Below are 19,145 nucleotides of genomic sequence, written 5' to 3'. Positions count from 1 at the left end.
CGCCATGATCACCACGGCGGGCCGGTTCCAGCCGGACACGACCGAATTCGTCCGGCGGGGCGATCATGGCGCGCGGAGGGGCCACGCCCCCGTGCCCCCGTTCGATCCGGGTCAGCCTCGGCCGGCGCCGGCCCGAGCCCGTGCGCTGCTCCCGCGCGGGCGGGCAGGCGGGCGTGCAGGCCTGGTTGCGTCTCCACAGGTCACCGCGGGTCGTGCGCGTGGAACCTCGTTCTAGCGAGGTTCCACGCGCACAGGGCTACACGCGCAGCCGGTACTCGACGTCGGCCGGCGAGTCGGGCAGCGCCCGCAGGTCCGCGACCAGGCGTTCCCGGTCCATGTCGACGGGAGCCGGTCCGGCGAACACGCCTCCGAGGGACGCCGCCGGACGGAACTGGTCGAGGCGGAAGGGGCGGCGACCGGTGCGGTGGCCCCTGATGGCGAGGAAGACGAGGAGGGCGACGGCGGCGAGGGCGAGAACCGTTGTGGTCATGGCAGTAAGTTTCCGCTCATCCACTTCCTGCCAGCAGTGGCAGAGAAGTCGCCCTGCGAAAAGATTCTGCCAGTATGCTGACGCCCATGTTGCGAAGCGTCGCCGTGCTCATCCTGCCCGACCTCGCCGTGTTCGAGTTCGGCGTGCTGTGCGAGGTCTTCGGCCTGGACCGCTCGGACGACGGCCTCCCGGTCCTGGACTTCCGGGTGTGCGGGCAGGTCGCCGGCGAGCCGATCAGCACCACGGCCGGTGTCGACGTCACGCCGAAGTACGGGCTCGACGGGCTGCGCGGGGCTGATCTCGTCGCCATCCCTGCCACCCGGATGCGGGAGTTCCCCGAGGAGGTCCTCAACGCGGTGCGGCAGGCCGAGGCGGACGGCGCGACGCTGCTCACGGTCTGCTCCGGCGTCTTCGTGCTGGCCGCGGCGGGCATCCTCGACGGCCGCAAGTGCACCGCGCACTGGTACAGCGTCGACGAGTTGCGCGCCCGCTATCCGCAGATCACCGTCGACCCGGACGTCCTCTACGTGGACGACGGGAACCTGATCACCAGCGCCGGTACCGCCGCGGGCATCGACGCGTGCCTGCACCTCGTCCGCCGGGAGCTCGGCAGCGCCGTGGTGAACGGGATCGCCCGCAGGATGGTGGTCCCACCGCAGCGCGAGGGCGGGCAGCGGCAGTTCATCGAGCGCCCGATCCCGAAGTGCTCGGCGGACTCCCTCGGCCCGGTCCTCGACTGGATGCTCACCCACCTCGACGTCGAGCACTCCGTCGCGGACCTCGCCCGCCGCGCCGCGATGTCCGAGCGGACCTTCGCCCGTCGCTTCACCACCGAGACCGGCACGACGCCGCACCGCTGGCTCACCCGCCAGCGCGTCCTGCATGCCCGTCGGCTGCTGGAGGACACCGATCTCGGGGTCGACGCCGTCGCCGCACGCTGCGGGTTCGGCTCGGCGACCTTGCTGCGCCACCACTTCCGCAAGGTCGTCGGCGTCGCGCCGGCGGACTACCGGCGCACCTTCCGCAGCAGCGAACGGGACGCGCTCCCGGCGTGACGCGCGGCATGTCGTGCCCGGCTCGTGGGGCGCGGTGTCGCAGGATGGCCGGATGGAACACGACGTCGGGACGGCACTGCCGCCGGCCCCTCACGCCGCGCTCGACGAGCCGGCCGCCTCTGCGCGCGACGGCTTCGACGACGTCCCGCTGCTCTCGTCGCGGTTCGCCCGCTCGCCCGTCGAGGGCGGCACGGGACTGTCCGTGGTCGAGATCGACCGCGGCCGGGTGCTGCTCCGGGTCCCGCTCGGCCCCGGCACGCTCGACTCGACCGGCCGCGTCAGCACCCTGGTGACCTCGGTCGCCGTCGACACCGCGCTCGGCATCGCCGTGCACACGTTCACCTCGACGCGGTCCGGCGGGCCCACCGTGGAACTGCGCGTCGACCACCACGCGCGGCCCGCGGCCGGGGCGAGCTGCCTGCTCGTCGAGGGCGTCGGCGTCCACGAGGACCGGACCTGCGGCGTCGGCCATGTCTCGGTCCGGGACGATCTCGGCACCCTCATCGCGCACGCCGCCGGCACGATGGTCGTCGACCCGTTGCCGATCGGGCAGCACCGCGGGATCTGGAAGGACTTCACCGGCGTTCCGAAGCTCGATCTCACGGCCCTCCCGCCCGGCCTGGACGGCACAACCACCAGCACGGACCCGACCGAGCTGCGCCTCCCGCTGAGCCCGTCGATCGCGAACCTGCGCGGCGACGTCCACGGCGGCATGGTCATGGCGATCGCCCACGCGGCCCAGGCGCGCCTCGCGGCCGCCCACCCGGCCCCGTGCCGTCCGCTGACGACCACCGTCGACTACCTGCGCCCGGTCCCGCTGAGCGGCGAGCTGACCTGCCGCTCGACCGTCGTCCGGGACGGTCGGCGCTTCCGGACGGTCCGCACCGAGCTGGTCCGCGACGACGGGAAGATCGCCGCCACGGCCACCGGAACGGTCGTGGTACTCCCGAACGACTGATCGGCGGGTGATAATCGCCCGACAGGAGACACCACAGCAGAACAGATCGACGCGCACCCACCACCACCGCCGCGACGCAGGTCGACACCCCGAGGCCGGCCCTCGCGGCGCGCACGTCACGCGACGTGAGGAGCGACCATTGACGTCATCGCCGCCCCCGACCCCGAACACCCCGCCCGAACGGCCCCGGGTGGCGGTGATCGGCGCCGGGCCCTCAGGCCTCTACGCGGCGGCGGCGCTGCTCGCCTCGGACGTCGGCCCCGTCGACGTCGACGTGCTCGACCGCCTGCCCGCGCCGTACGGCCTGGTCCGGTACGGCGTCGCGCCCGACCACGTGAAGATGAAGTCCGTGATCCGGGTGCTGCAGCGGCCCTTCGCCGACGGGTCCAGGGTCCGGTTCCTCGGGAACGCCGCGGTGGGTGAGAACGGCATCCCGCTGGACGTCCTGCGTGAGCACTACCACGCCGTCGTCCACGCCACGGGGAGCTCGCTGGACCGGGACCTCGGCATCCCGGGGAGGAGCTCGCGGGCAGCCACGGCTCCGGCGCGTTCGTCAGCTGGTACTGCGGCCACCCCGACGCCACGCTGCTGGAGCCGCTGCTGGACAGCCCGGGCGTGGTCGTGGTGGGCGCGGGCAACGTCGCCCTGGACATCGCGCGCGTGCTGGCCCGCGGGCCCGCCGAGATGGCCACCACGGACGTCCCCGAGCACGTGCTCGCCACGCTCCGGCGCAGCGCCGTCCGCGACGTGCACGTCGTGGTCCGCCGCGGCCCGCAGCACGTGCGCTTCACCCCGGCCGAGCTCCGGCAGATCGGGGAGCTCGACGACGTCGACGTCCTGGTGCACGACGACGGCGTTCTCGCGGCCGGGGTCGAGGAGCCCGAGGACCGCCGGCAGAAGCAGAACCTGGAGATGCTGACGGCGTGGGCCGGGAACGAGCCCGGGACGGCGAGCCGCCGCATCCACCTGCACTTCCTGCGCTCGCCCGTGCGGCTGGAGGGCGCGGACGGCCGGGTCGAGCACGTCGTCCTGGAGCGCAACGAGGTCCGCGACGGGAAGGTCCTCGGCACCGGCGAGCAGGAGACGGTCGACGCCGGGCTGGTCGTCCGGGCCATCGGCTACAGCGGCGAGCCCATCCCGGGCCTGCCCTTCGACGACGAGAACGGGATCGTGCCCAACGACGGCGGCCGGGTCGTCCGGGACGGGGTCCCGGTGCCGGGGTCCTACGTCACGGGATGGATCAAGCGCGGGCCGACCGGGGTGATCGGGACCAACAAGCACGACGCCGTCGAGACCGTCGGGAAGCTGCTGGAGGACCTGGCGGACCTGCCGGAGACCCGGTACCCGGACCGGGACGCGATCTTCGAGCGGTTCGCCGAGTACGGCGTCGAACCGGTGACCTGGGACGACTGGCTCAATCTCGACGCGGAGGAGATCCGGCTCGGCGAGGTGCGCGGGGGAGCGGAGCGGGTCAAGGTCGCCGGGCTCGACGCGATGCTCGACGCGTGCCGGAGCGCGGCCGTCCGCTAGTGCGGTCACCGCACCAGGGAACCCGGACACACGGAACCCCCGCCAGATCGAGTCGGGCGGGGGCTCCGGTGGGGTTCGGCAGGGCCGAGGTCGGGACGATCTAGTACGGGTCGACCGAGACGACCGGCGCGAGCGCGCGGAGCTGGGCGGCGAACGCGTCCGCCTCGAACGCCGTCATCGAGACCGTGCAGGTGACCGTGCTGTAGGTGACGCCCTCCCGGACGTCGACGGCGAACTCGCGGACCAGGTGTCCGCAGCTCTGCAGCTCCGCGGCGACGCAGAGGGCGCCGTTCATGCCGTCCGAGGCGACGATGGTGTGCCGGCGCAGGATCCGCGCGGCGATGTCGCTCGTGCGGGGCTGGTCCAGGGTGATGCTCATGGCGGGGTGCTCCAGAAGGGCTCGGGCGCGAAAGGGCTCACGAGCCAGGTCTCGAAAGGTGGTGAGGGCCGCCTCGGGGAGGGCGACGGGCGCGACGGTGGCCTGGCTCAACCGGCGCGCCGGGCTACTACCGCCCCGGCACGCGTAAGGAGAAGCTCACGACGTCGCACGCGTCCGACTGTAGCAGCGATCACTCCGGAGCGGTACCGGCGGGTAGGAATCTCGCGCCGGAACGAGAGAGGGCCCCACCGGCGCTGCCGGTGGGGCCCTCTCCGCTCGGGTGGGAGCGTCAGTCCGTGCTGTCCTTCGGCCGGCCCGCCTCGGGGCGGCCGGCCAGCTCGAGCCGCTCCTGGCGCGCCCTGAGCGCCTCGAGCTCCTCGTGGTGGATCTCGGCACGGGCCTTCGCCAGCGCCGCGGTCTCCTCCAGCGGGTCCGGCCCGACCAGCGAGCCCTCGACGGGAGCGCCGCCGGAGCCGAGCTGGTTCATCCGCTTGGGCACCGGGGCGCCCTGGTACTCGAGCGGGATCGCGTGCCCGTGCTCGTCGACGCCGCCGAGGGGCTGGTGCACCTCGATGAACTCGCCGTGCGGCAGCCGCTTGATGACGCCCGTCTCGATGCCGTGCTCCAGGACCGCGCGGTCCGCCCTCTGCAGACCGATGCAGAGCCGGTAGGTCACCCAGTAGGCGATCGGCGGCAGCACCAGGATCCCGATGCGGCCCGCCCACGTCGTCGCGTTGAGCGAGATGTGGAAGAAGTACGCGACCCAGTCGTTGATGCCGCAGAGCACCAGCCAGGTGTAGAAGGTGATGCCCATGACGCCGAGCGAGGTGCGCACCGGGACGTCACGCGGGCGCTGCAGCAGGTTGTGCAGCGCGTTGTCCCCGGTCATCTTCCGCTCGATCGCCGGGTACATCGCGGCGACGACGAACAGCACCGGGAGGAACGCGACCGTGGCCCAGAACGCCGCCGGGATCGTGTAGCGGCCGAACAGGTAGATCTCCCACGGCGGGAAGATGCGCGCCATGCCCTCGCTGAAGAGCATGTACCAGTCCGGCTGCGAACCCGCCGAGACGTGCGCCGCGTCGTAGGGGCCGAGGTTCCAGATGCCGTTGATCTGGAAGAGGCCGCCCAGCATCGCGACGACACCGGCGGTGACGGCGAAGAACGCACCGCCCTTGGCCGCGAACGCCGGGAGGATCCGGACGCCGACCACGTTGTTCTCGGTGCGGCCGGGGCCGGGGTACTGGGTGTGCTTCTGGTACCAGACAAGGCCCAGGTGCACGCCGATCAGCGCGAGCAGGATGCCCGGCAGCAGGAACACGTGGACGATGTAGAGCCGCGGGATGATCTCCGTACCCGGGAACTCGCCGCCGAAGAGCAGCCAGTGCGCCCAGGTGCCGATCACCGGGATCGACAGGATGAAGCCCGAGGCGATCCGCAGGCCGATGCCGGAGAGCAGGTCGTCCGGCAGCGAGTAGCCGGTGAAGCCCTCCATCATGCCCATGAAGATCAGCAGGATGCCGATGACCCAGTTGGTCTCGCGGGGCTTGCGGAACGCGCCGGTGAAGAACGTCCGGAACATGTGGGCGACCATCGAGGCGACGAACAGCAGCGCCGCCCAGTGGTGCACCTGCCGGACGAACAGCCCGCCCCGGACCTCCATGGAGATCTGCAGGGCACTCTCGTACGCCCTGGACATGTGGACGCCGCGCAGGTTGTCGAACGGGCCGTCGTAGACGACCTCGACCATCGACGGGTCGAAGAACAGCGCGAGGTACGTGCCCGAGACCAGCAGGATGATGAAGCTGTAGAGCGCGACCTCCCCGAGCATGAACGACCAGTGCGTCGGGAAGACCTTGTTGAACTGCCGACGCAGGCCGGCGGCGGGGTGCAGGCGCTGGTCCAGCTCGTCGAGGCCGGCGGCGGCCCTGCCGGCCATTCCGGCCGACGGCGTGGTGGATGTGGTGAGGGCGCTCATGGCCTCCGCTCCCAGAATGCCGGTCCGACGGCTTCGATGAAGTCACTGCGTGCCACGAAGTAGCCCTCGGAGTCCACCGTGATCGGCAGCTGGGCGAGGGGGCGCGTGGCCGGCCCGAAGACCGGGCGCGCGTACTCGGTCGCGAGGAACTGCGACTGGTGGCACGGGCACAGGATTCGGTTGTCCTGCGCCTGGTACAGCGAGGTGGGGCAGCCGAGGTGGCTGCAGATCTTCGAGAACGCGTAGAAGTCCCCGTAGTTGAAGTCCTCCTGGCCGGCCCGCTTGACGGTCGGCGTGCCGGGGCGCAGGCGGATCAGCATGACCGGGGCGTCCGAGGCGCGCTGCGCGTGCAGGAGGGCCTCCTCGTTGCCCCGCTCCGACTCGCGGAACGGGAACACGGTCTCCATCGCGCCCGGCTCCATGTCCTCGGGGCGGACCCGGGAGATCTCGCCCAGGATTCCGGTGTCCCGGCGCAGGTAGACGGTCTCGCCGTTCTGCGGCTTCCAGCCCGTCGTCCACAGCGCCGCGTCGGCGCCGCCCTTCCACGGGTTGCGGATCATCGGGCCCAGGGCCGCGACGCCGAGCCCGAGGCCGAACAGGCCGGCCGCCGCGCCCGCGGAACGGGTGATGAGCTTGCGCCGGCCGATGCCGGTGTCCTTGCCCGCCGCGGTGATCTGCGCCATCACGGTGCGCCGGTCCACCTCGGGGGAGCGGCCGTCGTGCCGCTGCTGGACCGACACCTCGTCCGGGAAGAACTTCTTGACGTACGCGACGACGCCGATGCCCAGCGCCAGCACGGCCAGGCCGAACAGGAACCCGACGACCGGCGTGTACAGCGAGTACATCGTGTAGCCGGGCTTGAAGGGGCTGACGTACTCGTGCGGCCACGCGATGAACGCGACGACGAAGCCGAGGCCCGCCAGCGCCGACAGCACGAACCAGGCCGCGACGGTCCGCTCGGCCCGCTTCTCCGCCCGGGTGCCCTTGACGGGCCACTTGTCCCCGTTGTGGACGATCTCGACGTCGTCCAGCTCAGCCGCCAGGCGGGCGAGCTGCTCCGGCGTCATCGCATCCAGTTCCTCCTGGGAGGGGGTGCGGGGGCCGCTGTCGCTCGAGGCGCTCAATTCTTCGCTCCCAACCACATTGCGAAACCGATGACCGCGGTCAGGCCGACGACGAAGATGATGACTCCCTCGGACGTCGGGCCGAGGCCTCCGAGCGGGTTGCCGCCCGGGTTGTTGTTGCCGTTCGTCACCGACTTGACGTAGGCGATGATGTCCTTCTTCTCGTCCGGCGTGAGCTGCCGGTCCGCGAACTTCGGCATGTTCTGCGGGCCGGTGAGCATCGCGGTGTAGATCTGCTCCTCCGACGCCGGGTCGAGCGAGGGGGCGTACTTGCCCGAGGACAGCGCGCCGCCCACCCCGACGAAGTTGTGGCAGGACGAGCAGTTGAGCCGGAAGAGCTGGCCGCCGCGGGCCGGGTCGTCGCCGCGCAGGGCGACGCCGGTCTGGGCCGGGACCCGCGGGCCGCCGCCGTTGGCGTCGACGAAGGCACCGAGGGCGTCGAGGTTGTGCCGGCCCTCCTCGGTGTTCGGGTCGAACTGCGGCAGCGGCGGCTTGCGCGTCGCCTGGGCCTCCTGGCGGGCCAGCGGCATGCGGCCGGTGGAGACCTGGAAGTACGTGGCCGCGTCACCGACGCCGATGAGGCTCGGGCCGCGGTTCTCCACGCCCTGCAGGTTCGCGCCGTGGCAGGTGATGCACGCGTTGTTGTAGTAGAGCTCCTGGCCCTGGGCCACGAGTGCCGCATTGTCCTGCGCGACCGCCTGCTGGGGCTCCGGCTTGACGACGTCGTAGCCGACGCCGACGGCGAGCAGGCCGATCCCGATGGCGAGCGCGCCCGCGAACCGGCGGCGGAACTTGCCGTGCGGCCGCTGGTTCCGGGGCGCGGGTGGCGGGCTGGATTCGGTCGTCTGACTCGTCATGGTCGGCGTCTAACCCTCACGGTCGTGGCGGTGAAGTCCGGGAAGCAACGGGGTCTAGCGGATGAAGTAGATGACGGCGAACAGGCCGATCCACACGACGTCGACGAAGTGCCAGTAGTAGGACACGACGATCGCGGCGGTGGCCTGGGCCGGGGTGAACTTGCTGAGCTTCGTCCGGATCAGCAGGTAGACGAACGCCAGCAGGCCGCCCGTCACGTGCAGGCCGTGGAAGCCGGTGGCCATGTAGAAGACGGTGCCGTACGCGTTCGACGCCAGGGTGAGGCCCTCGTGGGTCACCAGGTTCCGGTACTCGTTGATCTGGCCGAGCACGAAGAACGTGCCCATCGCCAGGGTGGCCAGGTACCAGCGCCGCAGCCCGAACACGTCGCCACGCTCGGCCGCGAACACGCCGAACTGGCAGGTGAAGGAGGAGGCGACGAGGACGATGGTCACGACGAGTGCGTAGGGCACGTCGAGTTCGATCGGCGGTGGAGGCCACTCACCGACGTTCTGCGCGCGCGCGGTGAAGTAGATCGCGAACAGCCCGGCGAAGAACATCAGCTCGCTGGAGAGCCAGACGATCGTGCCGATGCTGACCAGGTTCGGTCGGTTCAGCGAGTGGATCCGCGCGCTGATGTTGGGAGCCGCTGTCGTCACCCGGGCATTATGACCCCACGCGAACTTCTACAGCCTGTCGGGATACCGATCAGCCGCCTTCGGGTTCGTCACCCGCGCCTCCAACGGCGGGAAGGCGCGCCGGGTTCCCGGCCCTGGCCCGCACTGTGACCCCGGTGACTAGTATCCGACAGGTGAGCAGCGCAGGTAGCGTCAGCGGCCCCGCCGACCCGTCCCGCACCTGGCGGGTCCTCGTCTTCAGCCACCGCCCCGAGGTGCGCGAGGGCATCGTCATGGCCGTCGGGCGTCGCCCCGCACCGGACCTCGGCCGGGTGGTGTTCGAGGAGGCCGGCGGCATCGCCGAGGTCCTCGCCGCCTGCGACGCCGGCCGCGTCGACCTGGCGATCCTCGACGGCGAGGCCCAGCCGACCGGGGGCATGGGCCTGTCCCGCCAGCTGAAGAACGAGATCGACGACTGCCCTCCGATCGTGGTGACCGTGCGCCGCCGCGACGACCGGTGGCTCGCCACCTGGTCGCAGGCGGACGCCGTGCTGGTGCACCCGCTGGACCCGGTCGGCGCCGCGGAGACCGTTGCGGAGGTGCTCCGGGCCGCCGCGGCCGCGGACGCCCCGGTCGTCCGTTGACCGTGGCGGACACGCTCGGCTGGCGCGGCGTCCTCGGCCGTCTCGTCGCCCGGACCGACCTGGGTGCGGAGGACACCGCATGGGTGATGGACCGCGTCCTGTCCGCCGAGGCCACCCCGGCGCAGCTCGCCGGGTTCCTCGTCGCGCTGCGGTCCAAGGGCGAGACCTCCGCGGAGATCTCCGGGCTCGCGCAGGCGATGCTCGGACACGCGAACCTGGTCACGATCAACGGGCCGTCCGTGGACGTCGTCGGGACCGGCGGGGACCAGGCGAACACGGTGAACATCTCCACGATGGCGGCGATCGTCGTCGCGGCCGCCGGGGTGCCCGTCGTCAAGCACGGCAACCGGGCCGCGTCCTCGGCTTCGGGGGCGGCGGACGTGCTGGAGGCGCTGGGGATCACCATCGACCTGTCCCCGGCCCAGGTCGCGGAGTGTGTCGCCGAGGCCGGCATCTGCTTCTGCTTCGCCCCGGTGTTCCACCCGGCGATGCGGCACACGGGCGGGGTGCGCCGCGAGATCGGCATCCCGACCGCGATGAACCTGCTCGGCCCGCTCACCAACCCGGCCCAGCCGCCCGCCGGCCTGGTCGGCTGCGCGGACGCGCGGCTGGCGCCCGTGCTGGCCGACGTGTTCGCCGGGCGCGGGAAGTCCGTGCTGGTCGTCCGGGGTGACGACGGCCTGGACGAGCTGACGACGACCACGACGAGCGCGGTGTGGGTCGCCGGCGGCGGCGAGGTCCGCGCGGAGCGGTTCGACCCGGCCGCCCTCGGGATCCCGGCCGCCTCCCGCGAGGACCTGCGGGGCGGGGACGCCGCCGCGAACGCCACCGTGGTCCACGAGCTGCTCGCGGGGACGAAGGGCGCGGTGCGGGACGCCGTGCTGCTCAACGCCGCCGGCGCCCTCGCCGCCTACGCCGGCATCACCGGCGGCCCGCCCGCGGACCTGACGTCCGCGATCGGGGAGGGACTGGAACGCGCCGCCGCCGCGGTGGACTCCGGGGACGCCGCGGCGCTGCTCGCACGCTGGGCGAGTGTGGCGACCCGCCTCAAGGGCTAGGTGTAGTGACCCGAGACCTTGTTGACGGTCACGCGGCGAGTCGGGTGATCGGGGGCCGGCCGCCGATGGCGGAGTGGGCGCGTCGAGTGTTGTAGTGATCGACCCAGCTGTCGAGGGCGGCGAGTCGATCGGTGTTGGACAGCCAGGGGCGGGCGTAGGCGAACTCGCTGAGCAGGGTCCGGTTGAACCGCTCAGCCTTCCCGTTCGTCCAGGGGCAGCCGGGCTTGGTGAACCGGCGCCGCAGTCCCGCAGCGACGCAGACGGCCTGCCAGAGGGATCCGCGTCGGTAGACCAGGGCGTTGTCAGTGAGGATCCGCAGCACCCGCACTCCTCGGGAACGGAACGAGGCCACGGCCCGGTGCAGGAACCCTGCGCAGGTGGCGTCGCGTTCATCGGGCAACGCTTCGACGTAGGCCAGCCGGGTGTGGTCGTCCACGGCGACGTGGAGGTAGTCGAAGCCGATCCGGACTGGCTTGTGCCGGTGGGCGATGGTGGCGTCGCGGCCGAGGAGCCGCCAGCCACCGCCGTCGGGTACCCGCCCGAGCTTCTTCACGTCGATGTGTAGGAGGTCTCCGGGTGCGCGGCGTTCGTAGCGGATCCCGGAGTGGCGGCGTACCGGTTCTCCGGTGGTCGGGTCGATCGCCGCCAGCGGGGCAACGTCGTGACGACGCAGCACCCGCCCGACGGTGGACGCCACCAGTTGCAGCTGCCCGGCCAGATAGACCGGGCCGCGACGCTGGGAGTCGCGAAGCGCCAGGATCTGGGCCTCCACGAGCGCGGGAGTGCGGGTCGGGCTGGTGCGCGGGCGTGAGGAGCGGTCTTCCAGGCCGCCCCAACCTTCTTCGCGGAACCGGCGGATCCACTTGTGCACGGTGGCCCGGGAGATCCCGAGTTGCTCGGCGATCCGCGCAGCCGGCCAACCGGCTCGCCAACGTTCGATGATGAGCCTGCGCCCGTGGACAGTGGTGCGGGCGTTACGGTGCGACACGGAAGGCCTCCGGGTTCGAGCAGGTGCGTCAGACACACCCACTCCGCCGGAGGCCTTCCCCTCGATCAAGCCAACACGCCGTCAACCACCGTCAACAACGTGATGGGTCGCTACAGCTAGGAGGGCGCTGAACGACTCGGCCCTGCACCCTCCTCGGGGAACCGCTCGCGCTCGGGTGTCTCCGCGCGTGTCCGGACGCGAGCGCAGGCCCCGGGCCGCGAGCCCAGGGGGCTGCGGGGCGCGAGAGCCGGCGGTGGGTCAGTCCAGGCCGACCGAGAAGGTCGCCTCCGTGTCCGCGCGGGAGTAGGAGCGGAAGGCGATGTGGGTGTCCGTGCGTCGGACGCCCTCGACCTTGCTCACCCCGCCCGCGATGACCTCCGCGAGCTCCTCGTGCTCCCGGACCTTCACGACGGCGATCAGGTCGACGTCCCCGGCGCAGGAGTAGACCTCGTCGACGCCCTTCAGGTTCGCGATCGCCTGGGCGGTCTCCGGGATGCGGTCTGCGGCGGTGTGGACCAGGACGATCGCGGTGATCACAGGGTTACCTCCTCCTCGGTCCCCGGGCGCGAGGACCGGGGTGGACGTTAGTGCAGCCACGGCCTCGTCGTGGACGGCACGGGCTCGGTGCGCGGCAGCAGGCGTTCCGACGGCGACACCTCGGCCACCGCGGTCCGGCCGGCGTCCGTGCCCTCCCGTGCCCGGCGCGCCCACGCGCCCCAGCCCGCCGCGCCGCGCGCGGGTTCGCCCCAGGGCGGGTCGCAGTGCACGAGCCGCGTCCCGCCGCCGGTCAGCCACCGGTAGATCAGCCGGGTCTCCTCGGCCGGGGCACCGCGCAACGGCCCGTCCCCGGGCAGGATCGTCTGCGCTCCCACCCGCAGCGCCCCGACCACGGGCATCGGGGCGACGCCCCGGCGCGCGACGTCCGCCGCCGCGAGCCGCCCGTAGCGGACCACCGCCAGCTCCCAGCCCCCGCGACCGTCCGGTCGGGCGCCGACGAGCTCGGGCTGCGCGGCCAGGGCGGCGAGGCTCTGCCGGCGCTCCAGGACCTCGATCAGGCCGGCGAGCCGGTCCCGGCGCTCCGCGGCCCGCTCGTAGTGCTCCTTCGCGGCCAGCTCGTCCACGCTCCCGGCCAGTGCGCGCAGCGCGGCGTCCTCCCGGCCGTCGACGAGGTCCCGCAGCGCCGCGACGGCCGGGGCGTACTCGTCCGCGGACTGCAGGCCCGCGCACGGGGCGGCACACCGGCCCAGCTCGTGCAGCAGACACGGGGTGGCCGAGGGGTTCCGAAGGGGAATCCGCTGGGTGCAGCGGCGTAGCGGCACGGCCTCCTGCAGCGTCTCGAGGGCCTCGACGGCCGAGCGGTGCGAGCGGAAGGGGCCCAGGGCGTCGTCGCGGGCACCGGTCACCACGGACAGCCGGGGAAGGTCTCCGCCGTCGGCACGACCCACCAGGCCCGGTCCGGGTTCCGTGAGCGCCGGTTGTACTTCGGCTTGTGCGCGGCGAGCAGCCGCAGCTCCCGGACGCCGGCCTCCAGCGCGTGCGCGCACACCACGGAGTCCACCCGTTCGGCGAGGGCCACCATGTCCCGGATCCGGCGGCGCCGCTCGCCCGCGGTGAAGTAGCTGCGCACCCGCCGGCGCAGGTCGCCGCTGGTACCGACGTAGAGAACCTCGTCCCGCGGGCCGCGGAAGAGGTAGACGCCCGGAGCGGACGGAACCTGCTCGGCGAGGTGCCGCTGCTGGCGCTGGCGCTGCGTGGGCCGGTGCGGGGACGACGTCCGGGCGAGCGCGAGCAGCTCCTCCAGGCTCTGCACGCCGAGGTTGCCGATGCGCTCGAGCAGGTGGTGCAGCACCTCGACCGTGGCGCGCGCGTCGTGCAGGGCACGGTGGTCCGGGGTGGTGCGGGTGCCGAACAGCTGGGCGAGCGCGCCGAGCCGGACACTCGGTGCCTCGGCCCGGGAGAGGACCGCCCGGGCGAGACGTGCGGTGCACAGGACCGGCGGGTGGGGCCAGTGCTGGCCGTGCCGCTCGCACGCGGAGCGGAGGAAACCGGCGTCGAACGGCGCGTTGTGGGCGACCAGGACCGAGCCGGACAGGAACTCGAGCACGCTCGGCAGCACGGCGGGCAGCCGGGGCGCCCGGGCGACCATCGCGCTGGTGATCCCGGTGAGCGCCACGATGTTCGGCGGGATGCCGACGCCCGGGTCCACGAGCGTGCCGATCTCGCCGATCTGCTCGCCGCCGCGCACCTTCACCGCGCCGATCTCGGTGATGGAGTCCCGCTCGGCGCTGCCGCCGGTGGTCTCGAGGTCCAGCACGACGAACGTGACCTCGCGCAGGGGAGTGCCGAGCTCGTCGAACGACAGCTGTGTCTGCGGCGGGAGCCGGGTTTCCGACGGGAGCTGGGGAGCGGATGCCGTCACGCCGCCGGACGCTAGGGGAGGGGGCCGACAGTTCTTCGCACGGCGCCCGACCGGAGGCGGCCGCCGCGCTCGCCCGGGCCCACATCGTGAGGACGACGGTGACCACGAAGACCTGCACCGTGACGTCAGGCCGGGCAGGTCCGCCACCGCGCCGCCCCGCCAGGCGCGCGCCCGCCATCCCGTAGCGGCGGCCCCCAGGTTCGTGCGGACCTCGTACTCGCGGCCGTCGAGCGCGAACGGGCCACGGAGGTCCACCAGGAGGCGCTGAACGTGGTGACCTCACGGCCGTCCGCGGTGATCAGGTGGTCACGGCCCCGCAGCGTGGTGCACGGTCCGCCCGGCGCAGCCGCCGCTGCATCCCGTCCGGCGAACCTGGGCCCGGGGACCGGGCCGAGCCCCGCGCTTCGGCGCGGATCATGTCCCGGTTCCCCGCGGCCGGGTTGCCCTCGGGACCGGGACACGGTCGTTCCGGGTGTCTGCGGTGCTACGTCGTGGCCGGTCGGCGAAGTCGGGCTAGCCTTGACGGATGTACCCCGAGGCGTCCGGTTCCCCGGACGCGGATCCCGCCGTTGCGGGGCCCGCGTCCGGCGCGCCGTGTACGCCCGACCGGGGCGCCGCGCAGGAGACCGCCCCGGACTGGGACGTGCTGCCGGACCCCGTGCGCGCCCGCCTCGCCGAGGTGGCCTCGGCCGCGCTCGGGGGGATGCCCGCGACGGACGTCCCGGCCGGCCTGCGCCGCTTCTCCAGGTTCACCCCGGCCAAGCGGGCCCGCCTCGGTGGCGCCGCGCTCGTCGCGGAGCTGCGGGACTCCTCGGCGTTCCGGTCGGCCGTCGTCGCCTGGTGGGACGAGCACCGGCCGGGTGAGCTGGGGGCGGGGCCGGACGAGCCGCTGACGGCCGCGGCCGCGGCCGTGCTCACCGGCGCGCCCGGTGCCGGCGTCGCGGTCGCCGCCGTCGCCCGCCGCGGGGAGACCACCGAGCTGCGGGCCGAACGGGACGAGGCGCTTTCGCGGGTGGACAAGCTGACCGTCGAGCTCGAGCGGATGCGCGCCGAGCTGGCCGAGGCCCGGGAGCAGACACGCACCGCGCTCGCCGAACGCGAGGCCGAGTACCAGAAGCTGCGCCGCAAGGTCTCCGAGCAGGGCAGCGCCCTGCGGTCCGCCGCCGAGGCCCGCAGCCAGCTGGAACGCACCGTCGCCCTGCTGCGCAGCGGCGCGGACGAGCGGTTGGCGGAGGTCGTCGCCGAGCGGGACCGCGAGCGGGAGCGCGCCGAGCACGAGCACCGCCGCGCCACCCGGGCCCAGGCCGAGGTGGCGGCGGCCCGGCAGGCGGCCAAGGAGGCCCGGCAGGGGGACGAGGTGCGCCTCGGCCTGCTGCTGGACACCCTCGGCGGCGCATTGTCGGGCCTGCGCCGGGAGCTTCTCCCTCGGCGGCGGGGGGCCGCGGCCCGCGGACCTGGTGCGCGGAGCCGGCGCGGTGCGCAGCGGGGCCCCCGTGGACAACCTCGCGGCGCTCGACGCGCTGCTGGCGATGCCGGCCGTCCACCTCGTGGTCGACGGGTACAACGTCAGCAAGACGGGCTATCCGGAGCTGCCGCTGGCGGACCAGCGGACCCGGCTCGTCGGGCAGCTCGGCGCGCTCGCCGCGCGCACCGGCGTCGAGGTCACGGTGGTGTTCGACGGCGCTGCGGTCGTCGCCGCGCCCACCCGCGGCACCCGCGGGGTCCGGGTGCTGTTCAGCGACCCCGGGGTGATCGCGGACGACGTGATCCGGGCCCTGGTCGCGGCCGAGCCCGAGGGGCGTCCCGTGCTGGTCGCGACGTCGGACCGGGCCGTGGTGGCCTCGGTGCGACGCAGCGGGGCGCACGCCCTGCCCTCGTCGGTGCTGCTCGCCCGTCTGCGCGGCTGATCCGCCCTTCTCCCGGCCGGCCGGCGACGTGTTCCAGGGATTCCGCGGCCGGCGGCCCGGAAATTGTCGGTGGGTGTCCCTAACGTCCGCGCCGACAGGGAAGAACCCGTCGTCGAGGGAGCGGAAATGATCATCGACTGCGACAGCTGCGAGGTCCGCGGCAACGCCTGTGGGGACTGCGTGATCGGGGTGCTGCTGGGCATGCCCGAAGTGCGCGCGGAAGGGGAACCCCTGCCGTCCGGCGCGTCACCGGTACAGCTCGACGCACCGGAACAGCACGCCCTGGCCGTGCTGGCCGATCAAGGACTGGTCCCGCGGTTGCGGCTGGTGTCCACTCGCTCGCGCAACGTGACGGGTGCTGGGCCGGAGCCCGGCCCACACCGGGACGCTGTGTGACGATTCGTCGTTATCGGACCGATATCGGTCACTCTCGGCAACTCTTCGGCGCCTCGGACCGTTCGGCGCGTGGCCGAGCCCTGTTGTGGACGCCGTCACCGTCTCCTCGTAATCTCCGCGAGACCTTGTGGAACGACGGCCGCTCGTCCGGAGCGGCGACGCAGGGTCACCGCTCCCCGCGGACCCCGCGCGATGTGCCCCGGGCCCGAGGCCACCGGCGCGCCCCCGAAGCGTGTCGATCCTCCGGCCGCCCGTGCTCCCCGGCACGGGGCCCGTCGCGCCGTGCCTGCGTGGGCGGGCGCGAGGAGGGAGTCACGTCCGCGTGGTGGCGCCTCGGATCACGATCCGGCAGTCCGGTGCTCGTACGGAAGACGACGGTGCAGGCGGTGGAACGGACGGCGGGTCGCGGCGGTGGCGGCCCGGAGGCCCGGGACGACGCTTCGGCCTGCGGATGCTCCCGCTGCTGGTCGCCGGCGTCCTGACCGTTGCGCTCGCTGCGGTGCCCGCGGCGGCCCAGCCCGCGCCGCCGACGCCCGCGGACGCCCGCGAGCAGCTACGGCAGGCCCAGCACGAGGCCGAGGCGCTGACCGAGCAGTGGCACGCGGCCACGGACGAGTTCACGGCGAAACAGGCCGAGGCGGACCGGCTCCGGGCGGCGGTGGACCCGGCGCGCGCCGCCGCGGACCAGGCCCGCGCGGACGAGGAGGGCTTTCGGACCCAGATCGACGGGCTGGCGCTGACCTTCGTCGAGAACGGCAAGCTGGACCAGTTCAACGCGTTCCTCGCCAGCAGTTCGCCCCAGGACTACCTGGACCAGATGTCCGCGCTGGAGTCGCTGTCCGCGGAGCAGGCGACACAGCTCGACGACCTGCTGGACAAGGTCCGCCAGGCGGACCGCACCAAGGCGGACGCGGACGACGCCACCGCCCGCGCCCAGGCCGCGGCGGACGACGCCCACAAGGCCGCGGACGACATCGCGGCCCGCAAGGCGGACGCGGACAAGCGGATCGACGACGTCGAGAAGCTCCTCCGCGAGCTCAGCCCCGAGGAGCGGGACGCGTACAACGGCCCTGGCGAGGACGGCCCCGTCGACATCGTCGGCACCGGCGCCGGCGTCGAGGCCCTGCGCGCGGCGGCCACCAGGCTCGGTAAGCCCTACGTCTGGGGCGCGAGCGGCCCGAACTCCTTCGACTGCTCCGGGCTCACCTCGTGGGCGTTCAACCGGGTGGGGGTCACCCTGCCGCGCTCGAGCAGTGCGCAGTCGACGGTCGGCAGGTCCGTCTCCTGGAGCGACATGCAGCCCGGTGACCTGGTCTTCTACTACTCGCCGGTCAGCCACGTCGGCATCTACGCGGGCGGCGGCAAGATGATCAACGCGCCGCAGAGCGGCGACGTCGTGAAGTACCAGACGGTCTCCGCGGACGCCTTCAGCGGCGCCCGCCGCGTCTCCTGACAGGACTCCCGGGCCCACCGCAGTACCGGACCTCGTCCGCTCCCCAGGGTCGAGCGGCGGTCGATGTGCTCCCCGCCCCGCGCGGGCAGACACCGGCCGCCGCTCACTCGTCTCCGGGGCCCCGTTACCGTCGCCCCGGTGGCCCGCACGCTCCTGGTGACGAACGACTTCCCGCCCCGGCGCGGCGGGATCCAGAACTACCTTCGGGCCCTCGCGGACCGGCTGCCCCCGGGCGAGCTCGCCGTCTACGCCCCGCAGTGGGAGGGCGCTGAGGAGTTCGACGCGGAGCTCGGTTACCCCGTGCACCGACACCCCACCTCGCTGATGCTCCCGACCCCCGACGTGGCCCGGCGTGCCGCCGCGCTCGCCCGCCGGCACGGGGCGTCGACCGTCTGGTTCGGGGCGGCGGCCCCGCTCGCCCTGCTCGGCCCTCGGCTGCGCCGCCACGCCGGGATCCGCCGCGTCGTCGCGAGCACGCACGGGCACGAGGTCGGGTGGTCCATGCTCCCGGGCGCGCGGCAGGCGCTGCGCCGGATCGGGGACGACGCGGACGCCCTCACAGTGATCTCGCTGTACACCCGCGGCCGGTTCGCCGCCGCGTTCGGCCCGCAGGCGCCGCTGGAGCACGTGCCGTCCGGCATCGACACGGACGTCTTCCGGCCCGATCCGGCGGCCCGCGCGGCGCTACGGCGCCGCTACGGGCTGGCGGACGCCCCCGTCGTGACGTGCCTGTCCCGGCTGGTGGCGCGCAAGGGACAGGACTCGCTGATCGAGGCGCTGCCGGCGCTGCGCCGGCGGGTGCCCGGGGCGCGGCTGCTGATCGTCGGCGACGGGCCGTACCGCCGGCATCTGCACCGGCTCGCGGCCGACCGCGGGATGGCCGAGCACGTCGTCTTCTCCGGGCCGGTCCCGGCGGACGAGCTGGCGGCGCACCAGGCCGTCGGGGACGTGTTCGCCCTGCCGTGCCGCACCCGCGGCGGGGGACTGGACGTCGAGGGGCTGGGGATCGTGCTCCTCGAGGCGTCCGCCTGCGGGGTGCCGGTGGTCGCGGGGGACTCGGGTGGCGCGCCGGAGACCGTGCGCGAGGGCCGGACGGGTCACGTCGTGGGGGGCCGGGACGCCGCCGCCCTCGTCGACGCGCTGGCGGGATTGCTGAGCGAGCCCGCCCGAGCGCGCGAGATGGGCGCCGCGGGACGGGCGTGGATGCAGCAGGACTGGACCTGGAAGACCCAGGTGGAGCGCCTGCAGGGCCTGCTCACCGGACAGGCGTCCGACGCTTGAGTGGCTCGAGCGT

Annotated in this window: 17 protein-coding genes and 3 pseudogenes; 10 read left to right on the top strand and 10 right to left on the bottom strand. The window is 73.4% G+C overall.

All coding sequences use genetic code 11. The features are described 5' to 3' along the window. Window positions 1–256: 256 nt before the first annotated feature. Window positions 257–490: a hypothetical protein gene (locus tag WBK50_RS19925; protein ID WP_341337050.1), complete on the bottom strand. Its 234-nt coding sequence runs from the start codon at window positions 488–490 to the stop codon at window positions 257–259. A gap of 86 nt (window positions 491–576) precedes the next feature. Here WBK50_RS19925 and WBK50_RS19920 point away from each other — a divergent pair, with 86 nt between their 5' ends. The 3 genes and pseudogenes from WBK50_RS19920 to WBK50_RS19910 all read left to right on the top strand — a co-directional run. Then, window positions 577–1,545: a helix-turn-helix domain-containing protein gene (locus tag WBK50_RS19920; RefSeq protein ID WP_341337049.1), complete on the top strand. Its 969-nt coding sequence runs from the start codon at window positions 577–579 to the stop codon at window positions 1,543–1,545. Window positions 1,546–1,597: 52 nt separating this feature from the next. Continuing rightward, window positions 1,598–2,503, top strand: coding sequence for a PaaI family thioesterase (locus WBK50_RS19915; protein WP_341337048.1), 906 nt, complete (start codon window positions 1,598–1,600; stop codon window positions 2,501–2,503). Window positions 2,504–2,510: 7 nt separating this feature from the next. Continuing rightward, a pseudogene (locus tag WBK50_RS19910) lies at window positions 2,511–2,774 on the top strand (hypothetical protein); the annotation flags it as partial. Here WBK50_RS19910 and WBK50_RS19905 read toward each other — a convergent pair. Beyond that, window positions 2,726–2,935: a hypothetical protein gene (locus tag WBK50_RS19905; RefSeq protein ID WP_341339593.1), complete on the bottom strand. Its 210-nt coding sequence runs from the start codon at window positions 2,933–2,935 to the stop codon at window positions 2,726–2,728. The pseudogene WBK50_RS19910 and the gene WBK50_RS19905 sit on opposite strands and share 49 nt — an antisense overlap. Window positions 2,936–3,118: 183 nt before the next feature. Here WBK50_RS19905 and WBK50_RS19900 point away from each other — a divergent pair, with 183 nt between their 5' ends. Further along, the gene (locus WBK50_RS19900) at window positions 3,119–4,033 is read left to right on the top strand and encodes a hypothetical protein (protein WP_341337047.1); all 915 of its coding nucleotides are present in this window, start codon (window positions 3,119–3,121) and stop codon (window positions 4,031–4,033) included. Window positions 4,034–4,133: 100 nt separating this feature from the next. Here WBK50_RS19900 and WBK50_RS19895 read toward each other — a convergent pair whose 3' ends face one another. The 5 genes from WBK50_RS19895 to ctaE form a co-directional block, all read right to left on the bottom strand. Then, window positions 4,134–4,412 (bottom strand): hypothetical protein, encoded by a 279-nt coding sequence (locus tag WBK50_RS19895; RefSeq protein WP_341337046.1) that lies wholly within the window; start codon window positions 4,410–4,412, stop codon window positions 4,134–4,136. 289 nt (window positions 4,413–4,701) lie between these two features. Further along, window positions 4,702–6,390, bottom strand: a complete 1,689-nt coding sequence (gene qcrB, locus WBK50_RS19890; protein ID WP_341337044.1) for a cytochrome bc1 complex cytochrome b subunit — start codon at window positions 6,388–6,390, stop codon at window positions 4,702–4,704. Then, window positions 6,387–7,514 (bottom strand): cytochrome bc1 complex Rieske iron-sulfur subunit, encoded by a 1,128-nt coding sequence (gene qcrA / locus WBK50_RS19885; protein ID WP_341337043.1) that lies wholly within the window; start codon window positions 7,512–7,514, stop codon window positions 6,387–6,389. The genes qcrB and qcrA overlap by 4 nt, the downstream gene beginning before the upstream one ends. Next, window positions 7,511–8,371 carry a cytochrome bc1 complex diheme cytochrome c subunit gene (gene qcrC, locus WBK50_RS19880; protein WP_341337042.1) on the bottom strand — a complete coding sequence of 287 codons (861 nt, stop codon included), beginning with the start codon at window positions 8,369–8,371 and terminating at the stop codon, window positions 7,511–7,513. The genes qcrA and qcrC overlap by 4 nt, the downstream gene beginning before the upstream one ends. Before the next feature lie 54 nt (window positions 8,372–8,425). Next, on the bottom strand, window positions 8,426–9,028 hold the full coding sequence (gene ctaE, locus WBK50_RS19875) for an aa3-type cytochrome oxidase subunit III (RefSeq protein WP_341337041.1): 603 nt from the start codon (window positions 9,026–9,028) through the stop codon (window positions 8,426–8,428). Window positions 9,029–9,279: 251 nt separating this feature from the next. Here ctaE and WBK50_RS19870 point away from each other — a divergent pair, with 251 nt between their 5' ends. Both WBK50_RS19870 and trpD read left to right on the top strand, forming a co-directional pair. After that, window positions 9,280–9,630, top strand: coding sequence for a hypothetical protein (locus WBK50_RS19870; protein WP_341339456.1), 351 nt, complete (start codon window positions 9,280–9,282; stop codon window positions 9,628–9,630). A 2-nt stretch (window positions 9,631–9,632) separates the two neighbouring features. Then, window positions 9,633–10,688 (top strand): anthranilate phosphoribosyltransferase, encoded by a 1,056-nt coding sequence (trpD, locus tag WBK50_RS19865; RefSeq protein ID WP_341339455.1) that lies wholly within the window; start codon window positions 9,633–9,635, stop codon window positions 10,686–10,688. A 28-nt stretch (window positions 10,689–10,716) separates the two neighbouring features. Here the strand turns inward: trpD and WBK50_RS19860 are convergent, their stop codons facing one another. The 3 genes and pseudogenes from WBK50_RS19860 to WBK50_RS19850 all read right to left on the bottom strand — a co-directional run. Beyond that, window positions 10,717–11,676, bottom strand: coding sequence for an IS481 family transposase (locus WBK50_RS19860; RefSeq protein WP_341333795.1), 960 nt, complete (start codon window positions 11,674–11,676; stop codon window positions 10,717–10,719). Between the two features lie 258 nt (window positions 11,677–11,934). Continuing rightward, on the bottom strand, window positions 11,935–12,213 hold the full coding sequence (locus WBK50_RS19855; protein WP_341337040.1) for an Lrp/AsnC family transcriptional regulator: 279 nt from the start codon (window positions 12,211–12,213) through the stop codon (window positions 11,935–11,937). A 146-nt stretch (window positions 12,214–12,359) separates the two neighbouring features. Continuing rightward, window positions 12,360–14,095: pseudogene (locus WBK50_RS19850) on the bottom strand (DEDD exonuclease domain-containing protein); the annotation flags it as partial. A gap of 526 nt (window positions 14,096–14,621) precedes the next feature. On the opposite strand from WBK50_RS19850, the pseudogene WBK50_RS35210 reads away from it, so the two are divergent. From WBK50_RS35210 to WBK50_RS19825, 4 genes and pseudogenes are all read left to right on the top strand, one after another. Next, window positions 14,622–16,002, top strand: a pseudogene (locus tag WBK50_RS35210) (NYN domain-containing protein). 126 nt (window positions 16,003–16,128) lie between these two features. After that, complete coding sequence (locus WBK50_RS19835; protein WP_341337037.1) at window positions 16,129–16,398, top strand: hypothetical protein; 270 nt, start codon at window positions 16,129–16,131, stop codon at window positions 16,396–16,398. A gap of 451 nt (window positions 16,399–16,849) precedes the next feature. Beyond that, a complete protein-coding gene (locus WBK50_RS19830) occupies window positions 16,850–17,851 on the top strand; it encodes an NlpC/P60 family protein (RefSeq protein WP_341337036.1) in 1,002 nt (333 codons plus the stop codon). Window positions 17,852–17,989: 138 nt separating this feature from the next. Beyond that, a complete protein-coding gene (locus WBK50_RS19825) occupies window positions 17,990–19,132 on the top strand; it encodes a glycosyltransferase family 4 protein (protein WP_341337035.1) in 1,143 nt (380 codons plus the stop codon). Window positions 19,133–19,145 lie beyond the last annotated feature (13 nt).

The sequence above is a fragment of the Pseudonocardia sp. T1-2H genome (genome assembly GCF_038039215.1).
Taxonomy (GTDB): Bacteria; Actinomycetota; Actinomycetes; order Mycobacteriales; family Pseudonocardiaceae; genus Pseudonocardia.
The sequence above is the reverse complement of the archived record's forward strand: the minus strand, read 5'-3'. Positions and strand labels throughout refer to the sequence as shown.

What these genes read in the sequence shown, in the direction of transcription:
- WBK50_RS19870 (WP_341339456.1), top strand. Translation starts at nt 9,280, where the DNA reads ATGGCCGTCGGGCGTCGCCCCGCACCGGACCTCGGCCGGGTGGTGTTC.
- qcrC (WP_341337042.1), bottom strand. Translation starts at nt 8,371, where the DNA reads ATGACGAGTCAGACGACCGAATCCAGCCCGCCACCCGCGCCCCGGAAC.
- WBK50_RS19905 (WP_341339593.1), bottom strand. Translation starts at nt 2,935, where the DNA reads ATGCCGTTCTCACCCACCGCGGCGTTCCCGAGGAACCGGACCCTGGAC.
- WBK50_RS19920 (WP_341337049.1), top strand. Translation starts at nt 577, where the DNA reads ATGTTGCGAAGCGTCGCCGTGCTCATCCTGCCCGACCTCGCCGTGTTC.
- qcrB (WP_341337044.1), bottom strand. Translation starts at nt 6,390, where the DNA reads ATGAGCGCCCTCACCACATCCACCACGCCGTCGGCCGGAATGGCCGGC.
- WBK50_RS19830 (WP_341337036.1), top strand. Translation starts at nt 16,850, where the DNA reads ATGCTCCCGCTGCTGGTCGCCGGCGTCCTGACCGTTGCGCTCGCTGCG.
- WBK50_RS19925 (WP_341337050.1), bottom strand. Translation starts at nt 490, where the DNA reads ATGACCACAACGGTTCTCGCCCTCGCCGCCGTCGCCCTCCTCGTCTTC.
- WBK50_RS19835 (WP_341337037.1), top strand. Translation starts at nt 16,129, where the DNA reads ATGATCATCGACTGCGACAGCTGCGAGGTCCGCGGCAACGCCTGTGGG.
- WBK50_RS19915 (WP_341337048.1), top strand. Translation starts at nt 1,598, where the DNA reads ATGGAACACGACGTCGGGACGGCACTGCCGCCGGCCCCTCACGCCGCG.
- WBK50_RS19895 (WP_341337046.1), bottom strand. Translation starts at nt 4,412, where the DNA reads ATGAGCATCACCCTGGACCAGCCCCGCACGAGCGACATCGCCGCGCGG.